This window comes from Mesorhizobium sp. M0060, assembly GCF_040323155.1.
Lineage (GTDB): Bacteria > Pseudomonadota > Alphaproteobacteria > Rhizobiales > Rhizobiaceae > Mesorhizobium.
In genome coordinates this window covers 85242-98527 of sequence record NZ_JAMYUP010000005.1, presented here as the reverse complement: position 1 = coordinate 98527, position 13286 = coordinate 85242, and the positions used below count along the sequence as shown (strand labels likewise).

Below are 13286 nucleotides of genomic sequence, written 5' to 3'. Positions count from 1 at the left end.
TCCAGCGCTCTCCTCACCTCTCCACGGCCCTGATTTCCGCATCGACCAGGCACCACGGTGCATAGCGGAAGTCGCGGATCTGGATGATTTCATCGCCCGCCCATTCAACCAGCACGAAGCCGCGCACGGTGCCGTCGGCCGCCTGCGGATCGCGGATGAGGATGGCCGGCCTGCCGTCGACGAAGCCGAGCGACAATGCCCAGTCGCTGATACGATCGTAATTGCCGAAATAGGTCGACGCCTGGGCCTTGCCGCGCAGGCGGACGCGGTTGACGACATCGAGCCGGACGTCCTCTGCGATCAGTGCCCTGACCGCGTCGAAGTCGCGCGCGTTGAACAGGTCGACATAGCGCCGCAGCCGGCGCTCGTCATCGGCGTCGAGCCTCGGCGCGAGCGCCTGCTCGGGCTGCAGCGCCAGCAGCTTGAGCTGCGCCCGCCCGCGATGCAGCGCGGCCTTGGTGGCGGCGAGCGTCGCGCCGGTCACTTCGCAGGTCTCGTGCAGGCTGAGGCCGAGCACGTCGACCAGGATCACGGCACTGCGCTGCGGCACCGAAAGCTGCATGAAGGAGCGCAGGCCGGTCTGGGCGGCGAGCCGGCTGTCGGCGCTGCCGGAGGGATCCTCGATGACGCTCATGTCGGCCTCGGTCATGCGCGACCTTTCCCGATTGCGCCGCCGCAGATGATCCTGCGCGGCATTGTGGGCGATGCGAAACAGCCATTGCTCCGGCCGTTCGACCATGGCGCCGCCGTCGATCGCCTGCAGCGCCTTGATCAGCACCTCCTGGACGATATCCTCGCCGTCGATCACCGAGCCGGCCATGCGCGCGCAGTAGCGATGCAGCCTTGGCCGCAACCCGACGAGCATCGCCTCCAAAGTCGCCCTGTTCATTTTCGGCGTAGCGTCCCATTTCTGCGCGAGCGGCATGGCAGGCGCTACCCGGCTTCCTGATCCGCCAGCATACGGTAATTGCCGATGACTTTGACAGGCGATCGCATTGCCGGGGTCGAACGGCGTTCGGCGTGGTTTTCCGCAAACGCCTTGAAGGCGGCAAGCCCGGTCAGCGCCGACGAATCGCCGTCCTGGCCGACGATGTGGACGAACGAGCCGTCGTCCAGCTCGAGCACGAGATAGCGCACCGTCGGCGGTGCCGCCTCGCCCAGTGCTTCGAACACTTTTTCGACCAGCGCGCGGTTATCTTCCAGGTCGGCTTGGTTCACACCGTATCGAATGAGTGCGTAGTTCATCGTCGTCTCCTGACTGGTTGGTATGAACGAAGGACGACCGGCTGCGCTGAAAAGATTCTCATTACCGAAGAATCTTTTCGGTTGCCCGCATCGTCATTCCCGCGTGGGCGGCTGCGCGGCAGCCATCAAGCAGGAGCGACGATCATGCATATCCAGTTTGCCGAGCTTCCGGTATTCGACCAGGACCGCGCCAAGGCGTTCTACACCAGGCATCTCGCCTGTCAGGTGCTGGCCGACCAGAAGATGGGCGATGGCGGCTGGCGCTGGATCGAGCTGGCATTTCCGCATGCCGTGACGAACCTGCATTTCATCAGACGCACCGACGACGCCCCCGGCGCGGAGCCCGTATTGGTGCTGGTCGACGAAAATGTCGGAGCAATGAGCGCGGCGTTGAAGGCGGGCGGCGTCGAAATCATCACCGAACCGCATGAGGCGCCGTGGCAGCCGGGGCGCACGGTGGCAGAGTTTCGCGACAGCGAAGGCAACCGCATGGTCCTCGCCAGCCGATAAGCCACCGGAGCTCTCTGTCCGGCGGGGCGTCCTACCTAAGTCCTACCTTCGGCCGGACCATCGGCCGTGCTTCCTTCGTGTTATTATTTCGTGACCTCTGCGCGCCGGAACCTTCCCTTGCATCGGGCGTTCGGGCGCTGTATTCGCGATGCCTCATATTTAGGCAGGCGGAGGAAATGCGAATAAGGGCGGGTGGCAAACAAACATGGGCCGGGGAGGAGCATCTTACCATGTCGAACCGTAAAATCGGAATGTCCCACAGTTTGGGGCTGCGCGTCGCTGACCTCAAATCCAGAATGCAAACTGCCCAGATTACCGAGCACGAAATCAAGACGTTTCAAAAGGTTGCCGCCATCATGGGCGGCGCCAAAGGCTCACTGCGCCTCGACGCGGACGATCTGATTGCCGCATCCTTCCTTGTCGATCCCTTGGAAGATCTCCCGCTCTCCAGTTGACGGCGTTGAACGCGGGTCGAAATCCTATCGAATTTGAACCTGCGATTGCCGCCAGCGGAGCATCCGCCAGCCCAAGCCGCATGCGAGGATGACGTTGGCCAGCGCCAGACCGGAAAGCGCGGCCAACGTCCCGTGCGGGCCGAAGCGCTCCAGCAGCAATGCGCCGGCCGAGGGTGCCGCCGCCTGGGCGATCAGGCTCGGCATGGCGAGGCGGCCCATCAGTCTCGCGTAGCCATTCGAGCCGAACAGCGCGAGCGGCAGCGTTCCCCGCGCGATGGATTCGAGGCCGATGCCCGCGCCGTAGAAGCCGAGCGCCAGCGGGATGACCGGCATGCCGGCCCAGAGCGCCGAAACGCCGATCGCCACAAACGTAACCGAGGCGAACTTGGTCAGGATCGGATGGTGGTGGCGCGCGATGGTCATCTCGATCGCGCGCGCCGCCACCTGGGACGGGCCGACCAGCGCGCCGAGCCCGACGGCCGCGGCCAGCGCCATGCCGCTGCCTTGCAGGATGGTGAGCAGATGCACCGACAGCGTCGAGGAGATCACCGCCGCAAGCGTAAGTGTGGCGGCCAACACGATCATGATCGACGGATCGGGATTGTTTTCGAGGATCGGCTTCGCCTGGTTCAATCCCGGTTTGACTGCCGGCTGCGGCGCCTCACGAGGCAGGATCACCAGATAGAGCGGAAGCGCAATCACCAGCTGAAAGACAGCGTAGGCCAGGCAGGTGCCGCGCCAGCCGACCTCCCCAAGAAGCCAGGCCGAAATCGGCCAGCAGATCGTGCTGGCAAAACCGCCGAACAGCGTCAGCGTGGTGATGGCGGAGCGCGCGCCATGGCCATAGTGACGACCAAGCGTCGCGAAAGCGGCATCGTAGAGCCCCGCCCCCATGCCCAGTCCGATGACCAGCCAGGCCGCGATATAGGCCGCAAGATTAGGGGCAAGAGCCAGCCCGATCTGGCCGAGCCCGATGCATGCGGCGCTGAACGCCAGAACGTTGCGGCCGCCATGCCGCTCGATCGACGACCCGACGCGCGGAGAGATCAATCCTGCCGTGAGCAAGCCGAGGGACAGGCCGCCGACAACCCATGCCAGCGGCCAGCCGGTATCGGAGGAGACCGCCGGCGCGATGACCGCTGGAAGATAGTAGGAAGATCCCCACGCCATGATCTGCGTCAGGCCAAGCGCGGTGATGATCGCGCCGCGGCTGCGCAGGATGGAGGGCGAAGGCGCCAGAAGGCTCATGCCGCGACGCTGCAGCCACAGCCGCCTTTGCCGGCCGCCTTCGCCTCGGCGTCGGCGACACAGCAGGCGCTCGAAGCCGCCGGCGCCGGACCGCCGCAGCAACCCTTGTCGGCAATGCCGATCCTCGGCACGGTGCAGACGCCGGTGTCCGGCAGCACGAGCTGGACATTGTCGGCCGCAACCATGTCGCCGGCGATCGCCGCGGCGACGGAGCGGACCTGCTCATAGCCGGTCAGCAGCAGGAAGGTCGGCGCACGGCCATAGCTCTTGATGCCGACCGTATAGAACCCATACTCGGGATGGCTGAGCTCGCGGTGGCCGTGCGGCGGCACGTCGCCGCAGGAATGTTCGTTGGGATCGATCAGCGGTCCCAGCGCCTTGGCGCTTTCCAGCCACGGATCGAGTTCGAGCCGAAGCTCGCGGGTCAGCGACAGATCGGGGCGCTGTCCGGTCGCGGCGATGATGCGGTCGACCGGGCCAATTCGCTGCAAGCCGTCCTTGGTCTGGCCTTCGACGACCAACCGGCCGTCGGCATCGCGGATCGAAACAGCCGCAAAGCCCGTCACCAGTCTGACGCCGCCGCTTTCCACCAGCTCCCGCACTTCGACGCCGAGTTCGCCGCGTGCCGGCAATTGGTCGGCATCGCCGCCGCCATAGATGCGCACCAGGTCGGTGCCGCGCGTTGTCCAGATGAAGACCGTGCCGGGCTCCATATCCGCCAGCCTGGCGAGATCCAGCAAGGCATTGGCGGCTGAATGGCCGGAGCCGGCGACCAGCGTCGTCTTGCCGGCATAAAGGCTGCGGTCGCGGCCGAGGATGTCGGGAATGCCGTAGGCGATGCGGTCGGCAAATTGCGCTTCGCCTACGGCACGAATTCCGCCGGCGCCGAGCGGGTTCGGCATTTGCCAGGTTCCCGACGCATCGATGACGGCGCGGGCGCTGTCGCGCCGCGTGCCACTGGCGGTTTCGACCACCAGCATGAACGGCCGGTTTTCGCGTTCCTTGCTCAGCACTTTGTCGGCGCCCCAGCGCGAAATGCCGACGACGCGGGCGCCGGTTTCGATCGACGGCGACAACTGCGGAAGCTTTGCCAGCGGCTCGAGATAGTCCGCGACGAGGTCGTTTGCGGTCGGGAATGCCTCGGGCTCCGGCATCCGCCAGCCATGCACCTCGAGCAGGTTTCTAGCCGCCTGATCGACGCAATAGCGCCAGGGCGTGAACACCCGGACATGGCCCCAATCCCTGAGGTTGGATGCAACCGCATTGCCGGCTTCGTAGACTTTGACAGGAATACCTTGCGCGATGAGGTGGACCGCTGCCGCCAGGCCGACCGGCCCGGCGCCGATCACCGCGACGGGGAGTTTTTCGATCATTTCCATACCTTCGATCCTTCCGGTAATTTCGAATTATACTGCCAAAAAAATCACGCCGGCGTCTTGGCCGTCGCTTCCGCCGATGCCGGCGCACAGGTGGCGTCGGCGCAGCATTCGTCTGCGAGGTATCCGATGAGCCCATTCATGGCGGGATAGTTGGCCCGGCAGATCAGCGTCGTCGCCTGGCGCTCCTGTGTCACCAGGCCGGTGTCGACCAGCCGCTTGAGGTGATGCGACAGCGTCGAGGCGGCGATGCCGAGCCTGTCCTGGATGCGCCCGACCGGCAGCCCCTCATCGCCCGCCCGCACCAGGGTGCGGTAGAGCTGCAACCGCGTCGGGTTGCCGAGGGCTTCAAGTTGCGCAGCTGCTTTTTCGAGTTTCATGGAAATAAGCTATTTCCAGAATCGCTGCACGTCAAGAGAATTTCGACAAAGATCGAAATAAGACGATATCTAGGCGACGCGCTTGCCGCTGGCGTCGATGACGACCTCGCCGTCCTCCTTGGTGAACGGGCCGATATCCGGATTGGGCAGGATATCGAGCACGGCTTCGGAGGGTCGGGCGAGCATGGTGCTGAGCGGCGTCACCACGATCGGCCGGTTGATCAGGATCGGATGCGCCAGCATGAAATCGAGGATCTCGTCGTCGCTCCACTTGGGGTCGCCCAGGCCGAGTTCGCCATAGGGCGTGCCCTTCTCGCGCAGCAATTGGCGCGGCGTCATGCCCATCGCCGCGATCAGCTCGACGAGTTTTTGCCGCGATGGCGGGTTCTTCAGATATTCGATCACCTCCGGCTCCTCGCCGGACTGCCTGATGATGGCCAGCGTGTTGCGCGAGGTGCCGCAATCGGGGTTGTGGTAGATGGTGATGGTCATTGCGCGGCTTTCATCTGTCCGACTGGTTTCGGTCGGGCGAGCAGCCACCCTGCCAATGCCATGGCGAGCAATGCGCCCAAAAGCTCGGCGGCGATGAAGCCCGGCAGGTCGGCGGGGCGGATCCCGGCAAAAGTGTTGGAGAACGCACGGGCGATGGCGACGGCCGGATTGGCGAAGGATGTCGATGCGGTGAACCAATAGGCGGCGGTAATATAGAGCCCGACCAGCCAAGGGATCGAATCCGGACGGGAGCGTAGGCCGGCAAGGATGGTGAAGACCAGCCCGAAGGCGGCGACCAGTTCCGCAATCCATTGCCCGCTTCCGGTCCGCACCGTCGCCGACACTTGCAGGATCGGCAATTCGAACATTGCATGCGCGAGCAACGTTCCAGCGATGCCGCCGGCAATCTGGGCGGCGACGTAAGCAAGCGCTGCGGTCGTTTCGATTTCACGTCGAAGCGCGAATACCAGCGTCACCGCCGGGTTGAAATGCGCTCCGGAGATCGGCCCGAATATGGTGATCAGCACGATCAGGATCGCCCCGGTCGGCAAGGTGTTGCCGAGCAGGGAGACGGCGACGTCATCGGTCAGCCGGTCGGCCATGATGCCGGAACCGACAACGGTGGCGACCAGCAGAGCCGTGCCGAGGGCTTCGGCAACAAGGCGGCGGGAAAGATTGGCGATGCCGGAGCTCATCTCGCTAGCAGTTGCAGGTCACGGCCTGGATCACAGGCTGGCAAAGTTCCGGTGCGCCATTGCAGCAATCCTCCATGAGGTAGGCGAGCAGATCGCGAAAGCCGGTCATATCGGCAAAGTAGCGCACGCTGCGGCCCTCCCGTTCGGTCCGTACCAGGCCGGCATGCGAGAGGATCTTGAGATGAGCCGATACCGTATTGGGAAACGCGGCGAGCCGCGAGGCGATCTCGCCCGCCGGCACACCGTCGGCTCCGGCCCGCACCAAAAGGCGAAAAACGTCCAGCCGGGTTTCCTGGCCGAGCGCGGCAAGCGCCGAAAGGGCGAGTGTCTTATCCATACTTCCAAGATTCCAGAAATGACGAAGATAGTCAACGCGCATGGTGTCGGTGACGCAATGCAATCGCTTTAGATTTGAGTTCGCCTCTTACTCCGGGCGTTTGCGCTGCCCTCACCTGCCTGGCGACATAATCAGCCAGGCACCGTGGCGGCAACGGCATCAGCGCGGCCAAGACTGGCCGCGGCTTTCCTGACCCGCTGCAGATGCGCCTGACGCTCGGCCGCCGAGACGCTGTCCATCCGGTAGAGCGCCACGAATTTGGTCCGGCACAGCGGATGGCAGACGGAGCGGAAGCCGCGCAGCAGGGTTCGCCTGCCCGGGTGTCCCATGATCCACGACATCAGCGGCGTGGCGCCGCATGTGGTCATCGCCATCACCCGGCGTATGTGCCGCAATTTGGGCCGCGGGCCGTGTCGTGCGGTCGGCATCTCGAAAGCGAAGCCCGGCACCAGCACGCGCTCCAGCCAGCCTTTCAGCATGGCCGGCAGGCCATACCACCAGGTCGGATAGATGAAGACGACCGCCTCCGCCCAGAGCAGCTCCTGCGCGTGTTCGTGCACCGGTTGCAGGTTCGCCGCCTTGTCGTGGTAACCGCGCCATTCCTCGGTGCGCATGACTGGATCGAAGCCGGTCGCATAGAGGTCGAGCAGGTGGATCTGATGGCCCCTTTCGGCAAGCGTCTCCAGCACCGTATCGCGCACGGCGCCGTTGAAGCTGTCGGTGCAGGGATGGCAATAGACGACGAGGACCTTCATCTTGCGCTCAGACCGCTCGGTCGCAAGAGGATCGCGGTGGTGCATGCAAGCGCGTCGCATGCAAACAAGCCACCCGCAGACGTAGTCGATCAGCTGTTTTCATGCGAAGCAGCCCCGCAGCCCCACATCAAGACGCAACACCTCCAGTCACGTCAAGGCCCGCTCGTTCGCTCAAGGGAAATTGCGCAGACATTGGCCGCCCGGGGCGCTGTCCCGCCCCTTCTGTCCCGCAAGCCTTCCGGTCCTTCGGTCGCCCATCAGCATTGCTTCCAGAACATCCGCACCTAGCTTCTGGACGTATCCAAAACCTCAGGAGAAAAAGATGCAGACAGGAAAACTGAGCGGCAAGATCGCCTTGGTGACTGGTGCCTCCTCAGGCATCGGCGAGGCCACCGCCTTGGCGTTAGCGGCCGAGGGCGCCACGCTGGTGATTGCCGCGCGGCGCGCCGAACGCCTGGACGACCTGGCGAGGCGAATCCGTGAGACCGGCAGCGCGGCTCTGCCGATTGTCGCCGACGTCACCGACGAAGCGCAAGCCACGGCCATGGTCGAACGGGTCCTGCAGGAGTACGGCCGGCTCGACATTCTGCTTGCGGTTGCCGGCGTCGGCGTCGCCGCGCCGTTCCGCAACACGACGCCGGAAGAGTACCGCCGGATGGTCGACGTCAACATTCTGGGCCTGCTTTATCCGATCCATGCGGCACTGCCGTCGATGCAGCGGCAAGGCGCCGGCCACATCGTCGTCGTCTCGTCCGGCACCGGCCGTTACATCCACCCTTCGGTGGTCTATTCCGGCACTAAGCACGCGGTGAGCGCAATGGCGGAATCGCTGCGCCGCGAGATCGGCAAGGACGGCATCCGCGTGACCTGCATAGAGCCGGGCGCCGTCAAGACCGAGTTCACCCAGAATATGCGCGCCGATGTGCGTCAGGCAGTCGAGCAAAGGCTGGGCGACATGGAGCAGCTGGAAAGCCAGGACATCGCCGCCGCCATCCTTTATGCGGTGACGCAGCCGCCAAGGGTCAACGTCAACATCCTGACGCTCTATCCGACCGAGCAGGCGTGAGGTTGGCCGACAAGGTGGTACCCTGCGCCGCCCCCTCTGTCCGGCAGGACAGAGGGGGCGCTGTCCCGCCAACCCTTGCCGCCCCGCAGCATCATCCCCCAGTCATCAGCGTGAACACAAGCTGCCGCAACTTGCCGCCCGGGCCGAATTCAACCCGGTCGAAGTCACGGCCCGCCTGCCGTTGCGCCTGCGAGAGTCCAGCGAGCCGTCTCGTCACTTCGATCCTGATCTTGCTGCAGCCGCGGTCATCGGGGACGGTGAGGCCGATGGTGGCCGCCTCTATCTTGTGCACCATGTCGATGATCATGGCGCCATGTATCTTTTCGTGGGCGGCTAGGCCGGCAGCGAAAACCTCCCAGTTCTTCTGGACGACGCCCGGCAGCCGTGTGCCCGGCTTCGGCAAGGTGTAGGTGATGATCAGCTTCGGCCTTGCCGATACCAGCACGCAGGCATCGCCTTGCGGCTGGTAGTCCCTGACCCAGGTCAGCTTGAAATTGGTATGCGCGATGACGCGGCGCTCGCCGAGCAGCAGCCCGCGCCCGCCGATCGAAACGTAGAGCTCAGGGCCGGATTGCCCTGAGATGGCATAGGTCTCGACCTTCTCGACCGCCTGCCAGCCGGCATGCGCCGGCGATGTCAGCAGGGAGGCGAGCAGCAGACAAAGTCGAACGGCTGTTTTCATACCGACATCAAGACGCTGCAACACCCGCCCTTAGCAAGGCGCATGCGCAATCCCGGCGCTAGGCCAGCATTTTCGATCTTGTGATCGATCCTGGCGAGGAGGTCTTCTGTCGGGACGACTGTTATGGCAGCTCATCGGGTTTGTCTCCTGAGAGCATCGCCGCGGCGGGCCTCCCGCGTCCTGAAAGTGCTGAAATAGAATACAGCCCTGCAGTAGGCATGCGAAAAGCTCCGGGTTCTCTCAGTCTGCCACCGCCGGCTTGCGGTTTTCGGATTTGTCGACCGATAGCGACAGCAAGGTGATCGCTCCGAATATAGCCGCGGCACCGACCGCTCCGACGGGCGATAGCCGCTCGCCAAGAAATATTGCTGCGCCAATCGCTCCGAATACGCTCTCTGCGCTGACGATCACGGCAGCATGGCTGGCGGACGTGAAACGTTGAGCAAATGTCTGGATGCCGAAGGCGGCCCCGGTCGAGAAAATGCCGAGCACCGCGAGTTCCGGGCCCGCCTCGCGGACGGCCGCCAGCGACAAATTGCCTTGAAAGGCGCCGAGCGGCAGGGTGATCATCGCCGCTCCGAGAAATTGAGCGGCAGCCATGGTGATTGGCGCACCGTGGGTCTTCACATGGCGGCCAAGCTCCACCATCCAAAATGCGTAACACGCGGCCGAAGCAATCGCAGCGAGATCGCCCCGGCTGAAGCCGGCAGCCAAGCCTCCGGACAGCAGCAGGACACCGCCCAGTGTCATGGCAGCAGCAAACCCACCCGTTCCAGTCGGTCGCTCGCCGATCAGGAGCCAGGCGGCGAGCGGTGTGATTACGGTTGCCGTATTCACCAGGAAGCTCGCATTGGTGACGGAGGTGCCGAGATAGGAGGCCTGCTGGATGGCAATGGAAATTGAAAACAGCAAGCTCACCTTGATGAGGCTCACACGGTAGCTGGCTCCAAATTTCCGTCCCCGCTCAAGCAGCATCAGCGGCGCGGCCATCAGCCCCGCGATAAGGCAGCGCATGCCCACGGCGCTGAGCGGATCGAGATGATCCAGCACGGTCTTCTGCGCGACATTGCCAAAGCCCCAGAAGGCGGCGGCGAGCAGGAGCAGACAGTTGGCCTGCACCTTTGACATGTCAACGCCTCGACAGAGCTTGCGCCGGATGCATTCGGCGCACGATGAGCGATCAGGTTCGGCTGTGCCGCGGGCGATGATTTGGGCTTCCGTCGGCGTTCGGCGCGGACATCGTGCTCGAATTATCGCTCAACCTGTTCGAATGGGTGCAGTGTGGGTGCGCGCTGACCGGGACGATCTGATAACCGACGGCCACCAATTGGAGCTTCATCTCCTCGAAATGCCGCCTTGAGCCGTTGACAATGGATTCAGGCGTGTAGTTCCAGCCCTTTCGCGCGGCATTGGCCAGGATGTCGGCATAGACGCGCATGCTGGCGATTTTCACGTCCGATTCCAGCAACTGCCTGCATCCGCCTGCGAGCGACGGCGACGGGCCGGCGGAAACACTCAAAATCGCGCATGCCAGAACTGTCGAAACAGTACGCATGGAAGCCTCCCCTGATTATAGCTGTTGCTGCAGGCGACCTTGCAGTTTGTGCGTCAGCGGCGGCATCGGGCAGATGCAGTATTCGACCTCCTGCATTTGTAGTATTCTTCCACCGGGGACGGGTTCTACCATGATGCTCAGTGACGCTTCGAAAGCGCAGGCGCTCGATGCCTTGTCGGGTCGCGAGCGTGCGGTTGCGGAAAAATTCGCGTCCGGCATGACTTACCGTGAAATCGGCACGGCGCTTTTCATTGCCCCGACCACTGTTCGCACTCACCTTGCGAGCATCTACGAAAAGCTCGGCGTACGGACCAAGGTCGGGCTCGCGACGTACTTTGCCACCACCTCGGGTGCGCCGCAGGAAGCGCTTTTGCCTTTGTCCGACGCCTCTCCGGTGCTCGCCATATTCCCGATCGAATGCCTGAATTCCGAAGAGGTATGGCAACGCTTTGCCGACGGGCTGTCGTCGGACATCACTATCGACCTGGCGCGGTACGCGGGCTTGCCTGTCATCGCCTTCCACACGATGAAATCGCTAGGCACCAAACCGGCCAATTTCGCCGCGGACGGCAAGGCGCTCGGCGTCACCTATATCGTGTCGGGCAGGTTGCGCGCCGATGACCAGAGGGTTCGCCTGACGATAGAGCTTGCCGATGCCCGTAATGGCGTCAGCCTGTGGAGAGAGCGCTACGACCGCGCCGTCGAGGATATTTTCGCGTTGCAGGACAGCCTGACCGAAAGCATCATCAATGTGTTCGCCGGCAGTTACGGAACGCTCGCCACCGTCGGCCGCAACGCGGTTCGCCGCAAGCCGCCAGCCAGCTTGCGCGCCTATGACTGTTATCTGCTTGCCGTCGAACACCACACCACGTTCAGCCGAGCCGGCAATGCGGAGGCGATCCGCCTGTTTTTACGCGCGCTGGAGCTTGACCCCACTTTCGCCAACTGCTGGGCCGAGCTCGCCTATGCCTATTCGATCGAGGCCTGCAACGGCTTTGGCGACGACGTGTTGACCGCGATCGAGAACTGGCGGACGGCGGCCGAAAACGCCTTGCGCCTCGACCCGACGGACAGCTGCGCCCACGCATGCCTTGGCAATCTAAGGGCATGCGTTGGCGACCTCGAAGGAGCTGAGCGCGCGCACCGGCGCGCTCTCGAATACGGCTTCAATCATGCCGGCATACTGCCGCTGCTTGCCGGCAGCAAGGCGCTTGTCGTTGGCGATCCGGCCGAGGCGATACCGCTCATGGAACGTGCCATGCGCCTCAATCCGCTGGCCCCGCCCTGGTATTTTGGCATGCAGGGCCGCATTCTGTTCGCCGCCGGCAGACACGGGCAAGCCATTGCGGCGCTCCGCCGGAGTTCGCCGGAATCGCCGGACGTGCTGATGTTTCTGGCGCTCGCGCATGCGGCTATGGGTGAGGCCGGCGAGGCGGCCAGGTTTGCCGCCCGTTTGAAAGCTGAATTCCCCGAATTTTCGGTCGAACGCTTCATCACAGCCTATCCCGTGACTAACCCGGATGCCGTGCTGGCCATACGCGACGCCGCAAGGCTGGCAAGACTCGGCTAACAGCACCGCATGAATGGCGACGGAGCCCGTGCCGGCGTGAGCCGATGTTGCGGGAAAGGACAACCAATGCAGGCCACATCCAGTCCTTGCGTGGACACAGCCGGCAGCCGGCTATACTGGGAATGCGTAACGAGAACCAAACGCATCATGTCGCCGCGACCGAACATTGTACGGCAACGCCCTGCTCCCGGGACCCAGCCTCCCGGTGTCAGCCTCTGCCGCGCGCTGTCGAAGCTTGGCCTGTGCTCGCGCAAGCAGGCCGAGCTTCTGGTTGCCGAGGGGCGCGTGCGGGTCGCCGGCAAAATCGTGCGCAACGGCTCGATGCGCGTCGATCCCGGTCGCGACCGCATCGAGGTCGACGGTCGCCGCATCGCCGCCGAGCGCAAGGTCTATCTGATGCTCAACAAGCCGCGCGGGCTGGTCACCACCCGCGACGACCCGCAAGAACGCGGCACCGTCTATGAGTGCCTGGCAGGGCTCGACCTGCCCTTCGTCTCGCCGGTCGGCCGCCTCGACAAGGCGAGCGAAGGCCTGCTCTTGATGACCAACGACACGCGCTTCGCGCAGCGCCTGCTCGACCCCGCCTCGCATGCCGCCAAGACCTATCACGTGCAGATCGGCGCCCTGCCCGACGACGGCATGCTGGCGCGGTTGCGCGGCGGCGCCACGGTCGATGGCGAATTGCTGACGGCCCGGTCGATCGAGCTGCTGCGCGGCGGCACCAGCACCGCCTGGCTGGAGATCGTGCTCGACGAGGGCCGCAACCGCCATATCCGCCGGCTGCTCGGTGCCCATGATATCGAGGTGCTGCGCCTGGTGCGGATCGCGATCGGCCAATTGCAGCTCGGCGACCTCGCCAAGGGCAAGGCACGCCATCTTACTGCGGAAGAGCGGGCGCTGCTTCAGGCCTGAGCATCTGG

General features: G+C 64.2%; 17 protein-coding genes. 5 read left to right on the top strand and 12 right to left on the bottom strand.

Annotation, left to right across the window (positions count from 1 at the left end):
* Positions 1-13: 13 nt before the first annotated feature.
* Both NKJ94_RS07520 and NKJ94_RS07515 read right to left on the bottom strand, forming a co-directional pair.
* Entirely contained in the window at positions 14-925 is a 912-nt protein-coding gene (locus tag NKJ94_RS07520) for a sigma-70 family RNA polymerase sigma factor (RefSeq protein WP_352524008.1), read from the bottom strand.
* A gap of 8 nt (positions 926-933) precedes the next feature.
* On the bottom strand, positions 934-1245 hold the full coding sequence (locus tag NKJ94_RS07515) for a hypothetical protein (RefSeq protein ID WP_352524007.1): 312 nt from the start codon (positions 1243-1245) through the stop codon (positions 934-936).
* Between the two features lie 144 nt (positions 1246-1389).
* Here NKJ94_RS07515 and NKJ94_RS07510 point away from each other — a divergent pair, with 144 nt between their 5' ends.
* Together NKJ94_RS07510 and NKJ94_RS07505 are read left to right on the top strand one after the other, a co-directional pair.
* Positions 1390-1755, top strand: a complete 366-nt coding sequence (locus NKJ94_RS07510) for a VOC family protein (RefSeq protein WP_352524006.1) — start codon at positions 1390-1392, stop codon at positions 1753-1755.
* A 230-nt stretch (positions 1756-1985) separates the two neighbouring features.
* Positions 1986-2210, top strand: coding sequence for a hypothetical protein (locus tag NKJ94_RS07505; protein ID WP_352524005.1), 225 nt, complete (start codon positions 1986-1988; stop codon positions 2208-2210).
* A gap of 24 nt (positions 2211-2234) precedes the next feature.
* Here the strand turns inward: NKJ94_RS07505 and NKJ94_RS07500 are convergent, their stop codons facing one another.
* The 7 genes from NKJ94_RS07500 to NKJ94_RS07470 form a co-directional block, all read right to left on the bottom strand.
* The gene (locus NKJ94_RS07500) at positions 2235-3458 is read right to left on the bottom strand and encodes an MFS transporter (protein ID WP_352524003.1); all 1224 of its coding nucleotides are present in this window, start codon (positions 3456-3458) and stop codon (positions 2235-2237) included.
* Positions 3455-4831: an NAD(P)-binding domain-containing protein gene (locus tag NKJ94_RS07495; RefSeq protein ID WP_352524002.1), complete on the bottom strand. Its 1377-nt coding sequence runs from the start codon at positions 4829-4831 to the stop codon at positions 3455-3457. The genes NKJ94_RS07500 and NKJ94_RS07495 overlap by 4 nt, the downstream gene beginning before the upstream one ends.
* A gap of 50 nt (positions 4832-4881) precedes the next feature.
* On the bottom strand, positions 4882-5214 hold the full coding sequence (locus tag NKJ94_RS07490; protein ID WP_352524001.1) for an ArsR/SmtB family transcription factor: 333 nt from the start codon (positions 5212-5214) through the stop codon (positions 4882-4884).
* A 69-nt stretch (positions 5215-5283) separates the two neighbouring features.
* Positions 5284-5706 carry an arsenate reductase (glutaredoxin) gene (arsC, locus tag NKJ94_RS07485; RefSeq protein ID WP_352524000.1) on the bottom strand — a complete coding sequence of 141 codons (423 nt, stop codon included), beginning with the start codon at positions 5704-5706 and terminating at the stop codon, positions 5284-5286.
* Positions 5703-6401: an aquaporin gene (locus tag NKJ94_RS07480; RefSeq protein WP_352523999.1), complete on the bottom strand. Its 699-nt coding sequence runs from the start codon at positions 6399-6401 to the stop codon at positions 5703-5705. The genes arsC and NKJ94_RS07480 overlap by 4 nt, the downstream gene beginning before the upstream one ends.
* A 4-nt stretch (positions 6402-6405) precedes the next feature.
* Entirely contained in the window at positions 6406-6738 is a 333-nt protein-coding gene (locus tag NKJ94_RS07475; protein WP_352523998.1) for an ArsR/SmtB family transcription factor, read from the bottom strand.
* Between the two features lie 131 nt (positions 6739-6869).
* Positions 6870-7493 carry an NAD(P)H-dependent oxidoreductase gene (locus NKJ94_RS07470; protein WP_352523997.1) on the bottom strand — a complete coding sequence of 208 codons (624 nt, stop codon included), beginning with the start codon at positions 7491-7493 and terminating at the stop codon, positions 6870-6872.
* Positions 7494-7815: 322 nt separating this feature from the next.
* On the opposite strand from NKJ94_RS07470, the gene NKJ94_RS07465 reads away from it, so the two are divergent.
* Positions 7816-8559 (top strand): SDR family oxidoreductase, encoded by a 744-nt coding sequence (locus tag NKJ94_RS07465; protein WP_352523996.1) that lies wholly within the window; start codon positions 7816-7818, stop codon positions 8557-8559.
* Between the two features lie 91 nt (positions 8560-8650).
* On the opposite strand, the gene NKJ94_RS07460 is transcribed toward NKJ94_RS07465, so the two are convergent.
* The 3 genes from NKJ94_RS07460 to NKJ94_RS07450 form a co-directional block, all read right to left on the bottom strand.
* The gene (locus tag NKJ94_RS07460) at positions 8651-9241 is read right to left on the bottom strand and encodes a DUF922 domain-containing Zn-dependent protease (RefSeq protein ID WP_352523995.1); all 591 of its coding nucleotides are present in this window, start codon (positions 9239-9241) and stop codon (positions 8651-8653) included.
* Between the two features lie 240 nt (positions 9242-9481).
* Positions 9482-10369, bottom strand: coding sequence for a DMT family transporter (locus NKJ94_RS07455; protein WP_352523994.1), 888 nt, complete (start codon positions 10367-10369; stop codon positions 9482-9484).
* 52 nt (positions 10370-10421) lie between these two features.
* Complete coding sequence (locus NKJ94_RS07450; protein ID WP_352523993.1) at positions 10422-10796, bottom strand: hypothetical protein; 375 nt, start codon at positions 10794-10796, stop codon at positions 10422-10424.
* A 130-nt stretch (positions 10797-10926) separates the two neighbouring features.
* On the opposite strand from NKJ94_RS07450, the gene NKJ94_RS07445 reads away from it, so the two are divergent.
* Together NKJ94_RS07445 and NKJ94_RS07440 are read left to right on the top strand one after the other, a co-directional pair.
* Positions 10927-12366 carry a LuxR C-terminal-related transcriptional regulator gene (locus NKJ94_RS07445; RefSeq protein ID WP_352523992.1) on the top strand — a complete coding sequence of 480 codons (1440 nt, stop codon included), beginning with the start codon at positions 10927-10929 and terminating at the stop codon, positions 12364-12366.
* A gap of 147 nt (positions 12367-12513) precedes the next feature.
* Positions 12514-13278: a pseudouridine synthase gene (locus NKJ94_RS07440; protein WP_352523991.1), complete on the top strand. Its 765-nt coding sequence runs from the start codon at positions 12514-12516 to the stop codon at positions 13276-13278.
* The last annotated feature ends 8 nt before the right edge of the window (positions 13279-13286 follow it).

Excerpts from the sequence above, each read along its gene's own strand:
- NKJ94_RS07520 (WP_352524008.1), bottom strand. The coding sequence starts at position 925 with ATGCCGCTCGCGCAGAAATGGGACGCTACGCCGAAAATGAACAGGGCG.
- NKJ94_RS07515 (WP_352524007.1), bottom strand. The coding sequence starts at position 1,245 with ATGAACTACGCACTCATTCGATACGGTGTGAACCAAGCCGACCTGGAA.
- NKJ94_RS07510 (WP_352524006.1), top strand. The coding sequence starts at position 1,390 with ATGCATATCCAGTTTGCCGAGCTTCCGGTATTCGACCAGGACCGCGCC.
- NKJ94_RS07505 (WP_352524005.1), top strand. The coding sequence starts at position 1,986 with ATGTCGAACCGTAAAATCGGAATGTCCCACAGTTTGGGGCTGCGCGTC.
- NKJ94_RS07500 (WP_352524003.1), bottom strand. The coding sequence starts at position 3,458 with ATGAGCCTTCTGGCGCCTTCGCCCTCCATCCTGCGCAGCCGCGGCGCG.
- NKJ94_RS07495 (WP_352524002.1), bottom strand. The coding sequence starts at position 4,831 with ATGATCGAAAAACTCCCCGTCGCGGTGATCGGCGCCGGGCCGGTCGGC.
- NKJ94_RS07490 (WP_352524001.1), bottom strand. The coding sequence starts at position 5,214 with ATGAAACTCGAAAAAGCAGCTGCGCAACTTGAAGCCCTCGGCAACCCG.
- arsC (WP_352524000.1), bottom strand. The coding sequence starts at position 5,706 with ATGACCATCACCATCTACCACAACCCCGATTGCGGCACCTCGCGCAAC.
- NKJ94_RS07480 (WP_352523999.1), bottom strand. The coding sequence starts at position 6,401 with ATGAGCTCCGGCATCGCCAATCTTTCCCGCCGCCTTGTTGCCGAAGCC.
- NKJ94_RS07475 (WP_352523998.1), bottom strand. The coding sequence starts at position 6,738 with ATGGATAAGACACTCGCCCTTTCGGCGCTTGCCGCGCTCGGCCAGGAA.
- NKJ94_RS07470 (WP_352523997.1), bottom strand. The coding sequence starts at position 7,493 with ATGAAGGTCCTCGTCGTCTATTGCCATCCCTGCACCGACAGCTTCAAC.
- NKJ94_RS07465 (WP_352523996.1), top strand. The coding sequence starts at position 7,816 with ATGCAGACAGGAAAACTGAGCGGCAAGATCGCCTTGGTGACTGGTGCC.
- NKJ94_RS07460 (WP_352523995.1), bottom strand. The coding sequence starts at position 9,241 with ATGAAAACAGCCGTTCGACTTTGTCTGCTGCTCGCCTCCCTGCTGACA.
- NKJ94_RS07455 (WP_352523994.1), bottom strand. The coding sequence starts at position 10,369 with ATGTCAAAGGTGCAGGCCAACTGTCTGCTCCTGCTCGCCGCCGCCTTC.
- NKJ94_RS07450 (WP_352523993.1), bottom strand. The coding sequence starts at position 10,796 with ATGCGTACTGTTTCGACAGTTCTGGCATGCGCGATTTTGAGTGTTTCC.
- NKJ94_RS07445 (WP_352523992.1), top strand. The coding sequence starts at position 10,927 with ATGATGCTCAGTGACGCTTCGAAAGCGCAGGCGCTCGATGCCTTGTCG.
- NKJ94_RS07440 (WP_352523991.1), top strand. The coding sequence starts at position 12,514 with ATGTCGCCGCGACCGAACATTGTACGGCAACGCCCTGCTCCCGGGACC.